Below are 8,583 nucleotides of genomic sequence, written 5' to 3'. Positions count from 1 at the left end.
CGTGCACCTTGGGCTTCGCTAATCCCGTCGAATCCAGAATCAGCCCCAAAATTGGCCGCTAGTCTATCAAAAAAAAGCGATAAATCAAAGAATCTATTTATATCATGCGCTTTCAACAGGAGGTGGCTTTCTAAGAATTGATGATGCGCTGATTTGGGCTGCCAATGCGGTGTTCCGGACGATGGCAAATAAATGCTTGAAAGTTTGCGCAAACGCTTCGCTTAAATTTAATTTATCTGTATGCTTGAACAGTATTTTGCTTGCGGATATACTAAGCCAAATTGTAATCAAGTGCGTAATCAGCACCGCATTGAAGCCGCCTTTTAACTATGTCTCCAGCACGTAAAATCATTCACATTGATATGGATTGCTTTTATGCCTCGGTGGAAATTCGCGAGAATCCCGCCTTGCAAGGCAAGCCCGTTGCGGTGGGCGGCAGTTCGCGTCAGCGCGGCGTGCTCAGCACCTGCAATTATGAGGCGCGTAAGTTCGGTTTGCATAGCGCAATGCCGACGGCACAGGCGCTGAAAAAATGTCCGAATCTCATTTTGTTGCCGGTAAATATGGCGCGATATAAAGAAGTGTCCGCACAAATTCATCAAATCTTTCATCGTTATACCGACCTTATCGAGCCGCTTTCGTTGGATGAAGCCTATTTGGATGTAACCGATTGCCAAAAATGCGCCGGTTCCGCCACTTGGATTGCGCAAGAAATTCGTCAAGCAATTTTTGACGAATTGCAGCTAACCGCTTCAGCCGGCGTGGCACCGCTGAAATTTCTCGCTAAAATCGCCTCGGATATGAACAAACCGAACGGCCAATTTGTGATTAAACCCGATGACGTAGCAAGTTTTGTCAAAACTTTGCCGTTAAAGAAAATTCCCGGCGTGGGTAAAGTGACGACACAGCGTTTGCTGGATATGGGATTGGAAACCTGCGCGGATATTCAAAAATCGGCACAAAACCTGTTACTTAATCAATTCGGCAAAATGGGCAAGCGCATATGGGATTTCAGCCACGGTATTGATGAACGCGAAGTGCAAGCGCACCGCGTGCGAAAATCCGTCGGTGTAGAGCGTACTTTATCGGAAAATATTCATACCGCCGAACAGGGCCTTGCATTGCTGGAGAATCTTTATGCCGAATTGCTTCGTCGTCTTGAGCGCAGTGCACCGAATACACCTTTGTCGGCGTTTCGTAAAATTGGCGTGAAACTCAAATTTGCAGACTTTCAAGTGACGACCTTAGAAAAAACTGGCTTGCCGCTTTGTCTTGACAGCTTCCGACAATTACTCGGTCAAATTTGGCAACGCAGCCAAGGTAAATCCGTGCGCTTACTCGGTCTTCATGTGAATTTACCGGAAGGAAATAAACAAGAACAAATGAGTTTTTGGTAGTGTATAATTCTGCGCTTTTTATGGAGTCAATACGATGAACGCAACAATAGAACATAAATTGGAAGATATTATTTCGATTTTTAATCAATGTTTTGAACAAGAATATAATACGCGTTTGGTGAAAGGCGGCGAAGAACCCATTTATCTTCCGGCCAACGAGCAGGTGCCGTATAACGCCATTTATTTTGCACGCGGTTTTTACAGCAGCGCGTTGCATGAAATCGCACATTGGTTGGTCGCCGGCAAAGAACGGCGCAAATTGGAGGATTTCGGCTATTGGTACGAGCCTGACGGTCGTTCGGAAGCGCGTCAAAGGGATTTTGAAAAAGTCGAAGTAAAACCGCAAGCGATCGAATGGATCTTAGCTACCGCTGCCGATTTTCGTTATTTTGCCAGCGCCGATAATCTAAATGGTAATCCGGGCGATACGCAGCCGTTTAAATTGGCGGTGTATGAACAAGTCAAGGTTTATGCGGAAAAAGGCTTGCCGCAACGCGCAGAAACTTTACGCCGTGCGTTGGCGAAATTTTATGGTACGGAACAGCACCGCATTGAATTGGAAAAATTTGATGTGACGAGGATTTAGGCTAAAGACGTATTTGTCGAGTGCAAGTTCGGTTGATTTCGCCCCCAAATTGAGGGGGCGTTTCAGCACCGCATTGAAGGCGCTTCCGCGCTGTCAATTTTTCCCTAAATCGGCTAGAATACGCCGATTTTATTTTTGGCTTTAACTTTAAAATTATGAAAGATTCGATTATTACCAAACTAGAAAGTTTGAAAGAACGTTATGAAGAATTAGAGGCGTTGCTAGGCGATGCTTCAGTGATTAGTGATCAGGATAAATTTCGCGCCTATTCCAAAGAATATGCGCAACTTGAAGAAGTTGTGAAATGTTTCAATCGTTGGACGCAGCTTAATCGTAATATTGAAGAAGCAGAAATATTGCTCGACGATGCGGAAATGAAAGAAATGGCGCAAATGGAAATTGAGGCGTCCAACGCGGAAATTGAAGAAACGGAACAACAACTGCAAATTCTCTTGCTGCCGAAAGATCCGAATGACGAATATAACTGTTATTTGGAAATCCGTGCGGGTACCGGCGGTGATGAGGCGGGGATTTTCGCCGGCGATTTGTTTCGTATGTACAGTCGCTATGCAGAAAGCAAACGCTGGCGTGTGGAAATGCTTAGCGCCAATGAAAGCGAGCAGGGCGGTTATAAAGAAGTGATTGTAAAAGTCAGCGGCGAGGGCGTGTATGGTCAGCTTAAATTTGAATCGGGCGGTCACCGCGTGCAACGCGTGCCAAAAACCGAATCGCAAGGGCGTATTCACACTTCCGCTTGTACCGTTGCGGTGATGCCGGAACTACCGGAATCGGAAATGCCGGAAATCAACCCTGCAGATTTGCGTATTGATACTTATCGTTCGTCCGGTGCAGGCGGTCAGCACGTAAATACTACCGATTCCGCGGTGCGTATCACGCACATTCCGACCGGCATCGTGGTGGAATGCCAAGACGAGCGTTCGCAACATAAAAATAAAGCCAAAGCAATGTCTGTATTGGCGTCACGTATTGTGCAGGCGGAGCAGGAACGTCAAGCCGCGGAACAAACCGATATGCGCCGTAATTTATTAGGGTCCGGCGACCGTTCCGATAAAATCCGTACCTATAACTATCCGCAAGGTCGTGTAACGGATCACCGCATTAACTTGACGATTTATCGTTTAGACGAAGTGATGAACGGCAAAATCGATGAGTTAATCCAGCCAATTATCACCGAATATCAAGCGGATCAGTTGGCGGCGTTGTCAGAACAAAATTAACCTCTAGGGCATCCGGTTTTCGGATGTCCTTTTAAATTAAATTCACTAAGGAAAATGAACAGATGCTGGTAGAAAATCCTAGCGCAGATTATTCCGACAATGGCGCACGCGTTTATCCGATTCAGTTTGCAAGTCGATTTAAACGTTGCTGTGTGGCATTAATTGATAATTTGATGTGTTACGGTTTTATGTTCATGGGAATCATGATATTTAACTTGTTAGGCATAACTGATATCGGCCATATTATCGGCTTGGTTTTATATGTTATTTTGCAACTCTATGTTATGAAAACCTATGGACAAACCCTTGGAAAGCGTTGGTTAAATATTCAAGTGCTGGATTATATGACAAACCGACCGCTCAGTTTCGGGCGATATGTCATCAGAGAGTTTTTAGATTTCGGTTTAAACACGTCGGGGTTGGTCATTATTAATGCTATTGTTGCATTTGTGAATCAGGAACGTCGTTCGTTTACCGATATTATTATGTCAACGATTGTTATTAAAAATTAATGAATTACCGACAATGGCTGGCTGACGCGACGCAACGACTTAGTCAGGCCAATCCGAATGAAAATGCCAAAATTGATGCATTGGTGTTGCTCCAACACGCGACCGGTAGATCGCGGACACAAATTTTAGCGTTCGAGGAAACGCAAATAGATGAAAAAATGAGCGCTGATTTAACCGCGCTTTTGGCGCGTCGGTTAAAAGGCGAACCTATCGCTTATATTCTCGGTGAAAAAGAATTTTGGTCGTTGCCGTTGAATGTGTCGGTGGATACGTTGATTCCGCGTCCGGATACGGAAATTTTAGTGGAAAAGGCATTGGACATTGCGCTTGAAAAGCTTCATAAAAAAACCTCACCCCTTCGCATTCTCGATCTTGGTACCGGCACCGGCGCTATTGCGTTAGCGCTGACTTCCGAGCTAACGCCGCGCTGCCAAAAACAAGGTGTTCAATTAGAAATCATTGGCGTAGATTTCATGCCCAATGCGGTGCTCTTGGCGAAGTCCAATGCGGTGAAAAATCAACTAAATGCCATTTTTTTACAAAGCCATTGGTTTGAAAAGGTAACCGGAAAATTCGATATCATCGTCAGCAATCCGCCTTATATTGACCAAGACGATGTGCATTTAAGCCGAGGTGACCTGCGCTTTGAACCGCATTCGGCATTGGTAGCGGAAGAGCAAGGCTATGCGGATTTGCGTCATATCATTGAGCAAGCGCCACATTATTTGAAGGAAAATGGCGCGTTACTACTGGAACACGGTTGGCAACAAGGTGCAAAAGTGCGGTCGATTTTCCGCGAGAATTCCGGGCAGCAAGTTGCAACAGTGCGGGATTACGGCGACAATGAACGTGTTACCTTAGGATTTTGGAAAAATCATGAAATACAATAGACGTGCGTTATACGATGAATTTGTCACTTTTTATTTAGCTGTTTGCGACGATGAAGGTAATGCACTACGACGCGTTCGTTCGTTAATGGGCGGTTTAGTGCGCAAAGCCCGCCGCGAGATTTCCCTTGACCTGCCGTTAGAGCACCGCATTGAACGCTTGCTGCAACTGGTTTACGGCGATTGGGGTTTTCATTGCGATGCTGACGAATATTTTTACGCACGTAATCTTTATTTGCCTTACGTATTGGAATATCGCCAAGGTATGCCGGTTAGCCTTGGCGCCATTGTATTGTATTTGGCCGAGGCGCTGGATTTGCCGATTTATCCGGTTAATTTTCCGACCCAACTAATTTTGCGTGCGGAAACGAATGGCGAAGCGGTGTTTATTGATCCTTGGAACGGCACTTATATGTCGCAACAAAAATTACAGCGACTTTACGAAGGCGCTTTTGGTTTCGGCGCTGAAATTCAACCCGAAGAATTGGCGCGCGCCGATTTGCCTTTGTTGTATTCCCGTTTTGAACAGTTGGCGAAGAACGCGCTGATCCGCGAAGAACATAACGATATGGCATTTCATTACATTGAATCCTTGATTCGCGCAAAACATAATCCTTACGATATTCGCGATCGCGGTTTGGTATTGGCGCAAATGGGCGCGTATCAAGCGGCGTTGCAAGATTTAGAATTTTTCGTAGAGCAACACCCGCAAGATCCGACTGCGGGTTTAATTCGCACTCAACTTTTAGAACTCAAAGGCGAAGTAGAAAAAGCACGTCATCTTGTTAATTAATAAAGGAAAATTTATGCAAAACAAAATTGTAAAAATCGGCGATATTGATGTCGCTAATGATAAACCTTTCGTGCTTTTCGGCGGCATGAATGTGTTGGAAAGTCGCGATATGGCCATGCAAGTGTGCGAAGCCTATGTAAAAGTGACGGAAAAACTCGGTGTGCCTTACGTGTTCAAGGCATCCTTTGATAAAGCTAACCGCTCTTCCGTGCATTCCTATCGCGGTCCGGGTATGGAAGAGGGGTTGAAAATTTTCCAACAATTAAAAGATGCTTTCGGCGTAAAGATTATTACCGACGTACATGAAATTTATCAATGCCAATCGGTTGCTGAGGTGGTGGATGTGATTCAATTGCCGGCGTTCTTAGCGCGCCAAACCGATTTGGTTGAGGCGATGGCGCGTACCGGTGCAGTGATTAACGTAAAAAAACCGCAATTTTTGAGTCCTGGACAAATGGGCAATATTGTAGAAAAAATCGAGGAATGCGGTAACGATCAAGTCATTCTTTGCGATCGCGGTACGAATTTCGGTTACGATAATTTAGTCGTGGATATGTTGGGTTTCGGGGTGATGAAGAAAGTCTCCAAGGGCAGTCCGGTCATTTTTGACGTAACCCATTCATTACAATGTCGTGATCCGTTCGGCGCTGCATCGGGCGGTCGTCGTGCGCAAGTGACCGAACTGGCCCGTTCCGGTTTGGCAGTAGGCATTGCCGGTTTATTCTTAGAAGCCCATCCGGATCCGAAAAATGCCAAATGCGACGGCCCTTCGGCATTGCCGCTTTCCGTATTGGAAGATTTTGTCTCACAAATGAAAGCGATTGATGATTTAGTAAAATCTTTCCCGGAATTGGATACTTCAATTTAATTTAACGTGCGGTTAAAAAACGAAAATTTTTATAGTGTCGCTCAAAAGGAGAATATTGATGATGCAAATTGTTTTTTTAGATAGCACCGCTATTCCAAAACACATCCCGATTCCACGCCCGGATTTTGCGCATGATTGGATTGAATATGAACGAACTTCAGCAGAAGAAACCGTCGAGCGAGCGAAAGACGCCGATATTGTGATTACCAACAAAGTAATTTTTGATCGCAAGACCTTAGAACAATTACCAAGACTCAAATTAATTGCGTTAACAGCGACCGGAACCAATAACATTGATCTGGTCGCGGCCGCAGAATTAGGCGTGGCAGTGCGTAATGTGACGGGATATTCCAGTACGACGGTGCCGGAACATGTTTTAGGCTTAATTTTCGCGCTCAAACACAGTTTGGCCGGTTGGTTGCGTGATCAAACATCGGCCAAATGGGCGGATTGTCCGCAATTTTGTTATTTCGATTATCCGATTACCGATGTGCGTGGTTCTACATTAGGCGTGTTCGGTAAAGGTTGTTTAGGCAGCGAAGTCGGACGTTTGGCGCAAGCACTCGGTATGAAGGTGCTATATGCCGAGCACCAAGATGCGACGATTTGTCGCGATGGTTACACGCCGTTTAACGAGGTATTAAAACAAGCGGATATTGTTACTTTACATTGCCCGTTGACAGAAAATACCCAAAATTTAATCAATGCGCGCACTCTGTCACAAATGAAAAAAGGCGCATTTTTAATCAATACGGGACGTGGTCCTTTAGTGGATGAAACCGCTTTATTGGATGCGTTAAAAAGCGGCCATTTAGGCGGTGCAGCGCTAGACGTATTGGTGAAAGAACCGCCGGAAAAAGACAATCCGTTAATTTTGGCAGCCAAAACCATGCCAAACTTAATTATCACGCCACACATCGCTTGGGCAAGTGATAGTGCGGTGACGACTTTAGTGAAAAAAGTGACGCAAAATATCGAAGACTTCGTCAAAAGTCTATAGTTTCCTCCCTATATGAACGGTATGGGTTATTTTAATGCCTGCATGCTTAAAGGTAACGGCGTCAATGCGGTGCTGAAATGACCTTGTACCGTTTATGTCGAGCAATACGAACGAAAACATGAATTTACCGATTTCCCTTTATATCGCCTTGCGTTATTGGCGCGCCAAAAGCGCCGACCGTTTCGGACGATTGGTCGCTAATCTCGCCAGTTTCGGTATTGTACTGGGCGTAATGGCGTTGATCATCGTGCTTTCGGTGATGAACGGTTTGGAAGGCTATCAAAAACAACAAGTGCTTTCCGCCATTCCGCACGCTGTGGTGAGCGAAGCAGGACCGATTTCCAGCCAAGAAAGGTTGAAAAATCTGCCGCCTTTCGTCCAAAAAGCAGTACCGATTAATCGTACCGATGTAATTTTTCAAACGGCAAAAGGTGTCAGCGCCGGACAAGTGATCGGCGTACGGGCGTTTTCCGACGATCCATTATTGGAAAGCCTTGATAATAGGCGTTTCAATGCGGTGCTGCCGGAAGGCGAATTTAAGCTTATTATCGGCGATCAACTGGCGCAAAAACTCGGCGTGAATATCGGCGATAAAATTCGTTTAATGATTACCGAAAACAGTCAATATACACCGTTCGGCCGCGTACCGATGCAGCGTTTATTTACCGTCAGCGAAATTTATTTCGATTACGGCGAAGCTTCCGCTTATCAGGCCTTTGCGGATTTATCGGATATCGGACGTTTAATGCGGATTCAGCCGAATCAGGCTCAAGGATATCGTTTATTTTTGGATGATCCTTTTTTGATTACCGAATTGCCGCAAGCTTTTCCGGATAAACAAATTACCGACTGGCGCGTGCAAAAAGGCGAATTTTTCCAAGCCGTACGGATGGAAAAAAATATGATGGGCTTGTTGATTAGCTTGATTATCGTGGTGGCGATTTCCAACATCGTCACCTCATTGAGTTTGATGGTGGTGGATAAACAGGGTGAAATCGCCATTCTGCAAACTCAAGGGCTGACCAAATCGCAAGTGCGCGCGGTATTTATTTATCAAGGCTTATTGGTCGGCTTGGTGGGCACGCTTATTGGCACCGCATTAGGCGTGCTAATTACGCTAAACCTGACAGAAATTATTGCGCTATTCAATTCGAGCGGTGTTTTTTTGCCGATTGCATTGGCGCCGTTACAAATCGTGATTGTTATTGCGTTTTCTTTATTATTATCGCTGTTATCAACCGTTTATCCCGCTTATCGTGCCGCAAAAACCGAGCCCGCAGAAGCATTACGTTATGAGTAAAT

The 8,583-nt window shown here is 45.2% G+C and carries 10 protein-coding genes and 1 other RNA gene (1 of these 11 cut by a window edge); 9 read left to right on the top strand and 2 right to left on the bottom strand.

Going from position 1 to position 8,583, the window contains the following annotated elements; all coding sequences use genetic code 11:
- Nucleotides 1–47, bottom strand: a transfer-messenger RNA (tmRNA) gene (gene ssrA, locus ACO59Y_RS03025) (it extends 211 nt beyond the left edge of the window).
- Nucleotides 1–212 (bottom strand): hypothetical protein (locus tag ACO59Y_RS03020; protein WP_486130518.1); only part of this gene is annotated, 212 nt, incomplete at its 3' end. The genes ACO59Y_RS03020 and ssrA, both read right to left, overlap by 47 nt.
- A gap of 117 nt (nucleotides 213–329) precedes the next feature.
- On the opposite strand from ACO59Y_RS03020, the gene dinB reads away from it, so the two are divergent.
- From dinB to ACO59Y_RS02975, 9 genes are all read left to right on the top strand, one after another.
- A complete protein-coding gene (dinB, locus tag ACO59Y_RS03015; protein ID WP_486130516.1) occupies nucleotides 330–1,397 on the top strand; it encodes a DNA polymerase IV in 1,068 nt (355 codons plus the stop codon).
- A gap of 46 nt (nucleotides 1,398–1,443) precedes the next feature.
- The gene (locus ACO59Y_RS03010; RefSeq protein ID WP_486130688.1) at nucleotides 1,444–1,983 is read left to right on the top strand and encodes an elongation factor P hydroxylase; all 540 of its coding nucleotides are present in this window, start codon (nucleotides 1,444–1,446) and stop codon (nucleotides 1,981–1,983) included.
- A gap of 155 nt (nucleotides 1,984–2,138) precedes the next feature.
- A complete protein-coding gene (gene prfA / locus ACO59Y_RS03005) occupies nucleotides 2,139–3,221 on the top strand; it encodes a peptide chain release factor 1 (RefSeq protein WP_486130514.1) in 1,083 nt (360 codons plus the stop codon).
- Between the two features lie 62 nt (nucleotides 3,222–3,283).
- Nucleotides 3,284–3,733: an RDD family protein gene (locus ACO59Y_RS03000; RefSeq protein WP_486130512.1), complete on the top strand. Its 450-nt coding sequence runs from the start codon at nucleotides 3,284–3,286 to the stop codon at nucleotides 3,731–3,733.
- On the top strand, nucleotides 3,733–4,623 hold the full coding sequence (gene prmC / locus ACO59Y_RS02995; RefSeq protein WP_486130510.1) for a peptide chain release factor N(5)-glutamine methyltransferase: 891 nt from the start codon (nucleotides 3,733–3,735) through the stop codon (nucleotides 4,621–4,623). The genes ACO59Y_RS03000 and prmC overlap by 1 nt, the downstream gene beginning before the upstream one ends.
- Nucleotides 4,610–5,413: a SirB1 family protein gene (locus ACO59Y_RS02990; RefSeq protein ID WP_486130508.1), complete on the top strand. Its 804-nt coding sequence runs from the start codon at nucleotides 4,610–4,612 to the stop codon at nucleotides 5,411–5,413. The genes prmC and ACO59Y_RS02990 overlap by 14 nt, the downstream gene beginning before the upstream one ends.
- Before the next feature lie 13 nt (nucleotides 5,414–5,426).
- Nucleotides 5,427–6,281, top strand: coding sequence for a 3-deoxy-8-phosphooctulonate synthase (kdsA, locus tag ACO59Y_RS02985; protein WP_486130506.1), 855 nt, complete (start codon nucleotides 5,427–5,429; stop codon nucleotides 6,279–6,281).
- A gap of 61 nt (nucleotides 6,282–6,342) precedes the next feature.
- The gene (locus ACO59Y_RS02980; RefSeq protein WP_486130686.1) at nucleotides 6,343–7,281 is read left to right on the top strand and encodes a 2-hydroxyacid dehydrogenase; all 939 of its coding nucleotides are present in this window, start codon (nucleotides 6,343–6,345) and stop codon (nucleotides 7,279–7,281) included.
- A 118-nt stretch (nucleotides 7,282–7,399) separates the two neighbouring features.
- Nucleotides 7,400–8,581, top strand: a complete 1,182-nt coding sequence (locus tag ACO59Y_RS02975; RefSeq protein ID WP_486130504.1) for a lipoprotein-releasing ABC transporter permease subunit — start codon at nucleotides 7,400–7,402, stop codon at nucleotides 8,579–8,581.
- The last annotated feature ends 2 nt before the right edge of the window (nucleotides 8,582–8,583 follow it).

The sequence above is a fragment of the Rodentibacter sp. genome, from assembly GCF_057314195.1.
The sequence above is the reverse complement of the archived record's forward strand: the minus strand, read 5'-3'. Positions and strand labels throughout refer to the sequence as shown.

Coding starts and splice junctions, on each gene's coding strand:
- prmC (WP_486130510.1), top strand. CDS start 3,733: ATGAATTACCGACAATGGCTGGCTGACGCGACGCAACGACTTAGTCAG.
- dinB (WP_486130516.1), top strand. CDS start 330: ATGTCTCCAGCACGTAAAATCATTCACATTGATATGGATTGCTTTTAT.
- ACO59Y_RS02980 (WP_486130686.1), top strand. CDS start 6,343: ATGCAAATTGTTTTTTTAGATAGCACCGCTATTCCAAAACACATCCCG.
- prfA (WP_486130514.1), top strand. CDS start 2,139: ATGAAAGATTCGATTATTACCAAACTAGAAAGTTTGAAAGAACGTTAT.
- ACO59Y_RS02990 (WP_486130508.1), top strand. CDS start 4,610: ATGAAATACAATAGACGTGCGTTATACGATGAATTTGTCACTTTTTAT.
- ACO59Y_RS03000 (WP_486130512.1), top strand. CDS start 3,284: ATGCTGGTAGAAAATCCTAGCGCAGATTATTCCGACAATGGCGCACGC.
- ACO59Y_RS02975 (WP_486130504.1), top strand. CDS start 7,400: ATGAATTTACCGATTTCCCTTTATATCGCCTTGCGTTATTGGCGCGCC.
- kdsA (WP_486130506.1), top strand. CDS start 5,427: ATGCAAAACAAAATTGTAAAAATCGGCGATATTGATGTCGCTAATGAT.